This is a genomic window from Pseudomonas sp. K5002 (genome assembly GCF_013386655.1).
Taxonomy (GTDB): domain Bacteria; phylum Pseudomonadota; class Gammaproteobacteria; order Pseudomonadales; family Pseudomonadaceae; genus Aquipseudomonas.
This window is the reverse complement of sequence record NZ_JACARK010000670.1, coordinates 1-1,422: the sequence shown is the minus strand read 5'-3', so window position 1 is coordinate 1,422 and position 1,422 is coordinate 1. Positions and strand designations below refer to the sequence as shown.

Here is a 1,422-nt window from a genome sequence, read left to right as displayed (position 1 = left end):
CTGGAGCGCGAAGCGGTCCCGGTCCGGTTGCCGCGATTTTGCAGATGCAACGCGGTCGGCCGTTTTGGGGCTGCTGCGCAGCCCAGCGGGAGCAAGCTCCCTCGCCACGTTGTCGTCAGATCAGACCGAACAGTTCTTTGGGCATGAACGCGTAGAAAGCCAAGCGTGGAATCACCCAGCTTTGCAGCAGCTGAATCGCGATAAACGCGAAGATCGGCGAGATATCCAGGCCACCCAGGTTAGGTACCAGGCGACGGAACGGTGCCAGCACCGGCTCAGTGATCTGTGCCACCAGTTCGGCACCCGGGCTGCGGCTGCCCGGAGCGACCCAGGACAGGATCACGCTGATGATCATCGACCAGAAAATGATCTTCAGGAACAGCGAGAAGATCCCGATCAAGGCCCACGGCAGCAACAGCAGCGTGGTGGCCTGATAGCCATTGAGCAGCAGGATGACCGCGAACAGCAGGATCTGCAGCAGCAGCGCCAATACCAGCGACGACATGTCCAGGCCGAACAGGCTCGGGATCACCCGGCGCAGAGGCTTGAGCAGCGGCTGCGTGGCCTTTACCACGAACTGGCACAGCGGGTTGTAGAAGTTCGCCCGCACCAGTTGCAGGATAAAACGCATCAGCACGATCAGCAGGTACAGGCTGCCCAGGGTCTGGATGATGAAAATGGCAGCGTCATTGATTCCGAGCATGTTTGATTCCTATGTGGGGGACGACTATTTGCCCAGCTGCTCGGCCATTTCAGCCGAACGATGTGCTGCGGCACCCAGTGCTTTTTCCACCAGGGCTTCAAAGCCCCCGGCCTGGAACGATTCGATTGCCGCCTGGGTGGTGCCGCCCGGCGAGGTCACGCGACGGCGCAGTTCGGCGGCGTCGACATCACTGGACACGGCCATCTGCGCGGCACCCAGTGCGGTTTGCTCGGCCAATTGCTCGGCGACTTCCTGTGGCAGGCCGAGTTTCACGCCAGCGGCGGTCATGGCCTCGATCAGCAGGAAGAAATACGCCGGGCCACTGCCGGACACGGCGGTGACAGCGTCCAGTTGCTGCTCTTGTTCCAGCCACACGGCGATACCCACGGCGGACAGCAGCTCTTGTGCCTGATCACGCTGTTGGGCAGTGACTTCGGACGTGGCGTACAAGCCGCTCACGCCCTTGCGCAGCAGCGCCGGGGTGTTGGGCATGCAACGCACAATCGGCTGGGCGCCGAGCCAGTGGGTCATGCTGGCACAGGTGATGCCGGCGGCGATGGACACGACCAGTTGATGGGGCTTGAGGCTAGGCCGCAGGCTTTCGCACACGGCTTTCATGGCTTGTGGCTTGACCGCCAGCACTACCACGTCCACGCCTTCAATCGCTTCTGCGTTGTCGGCGAAGGTGTCGATGCCGTGCTCGGCGCTGACGCGGGAGC

The 1,422-nt window shown here is 62.4% G+C and carries 2 protein-coding genes; both read right to left on the bottom strand.

All coding sequences use genetic code 11. The features are described from left to right. Window positions 1–115: 115 nt before the first annotated feature. Window positions 116–703 carry a YggT family protein gene (locus HX846_RS25875; RefSeq protein WP_003213764.1) on the bottom strand — a complete coding sequence of 196 codons (588 nt, stop codon included), beginning with the start codon at window positions 701–703 and terminating at the stop codon, window positions 116–118. A gap of 24 nt (window positions 704–727) precedes the next feature. After that, window positions 728–1,422: pyrroline-5-carboxylate reductase (proC, locus tag HX846_RS25870; protein ID WP_178966358.1), on the bottom strand; the 695-nt coding region annotated here is incomplete at its 5' end.

Coding starts and splice junctions, on each gene's coding strand:
- HX846_RS25875 (WP_003213764.1), bottom strand. CDS start 703: ATGCTCGGAATCAATGACGCTGCCATTTTCATCATCCAGACCCTGGGC.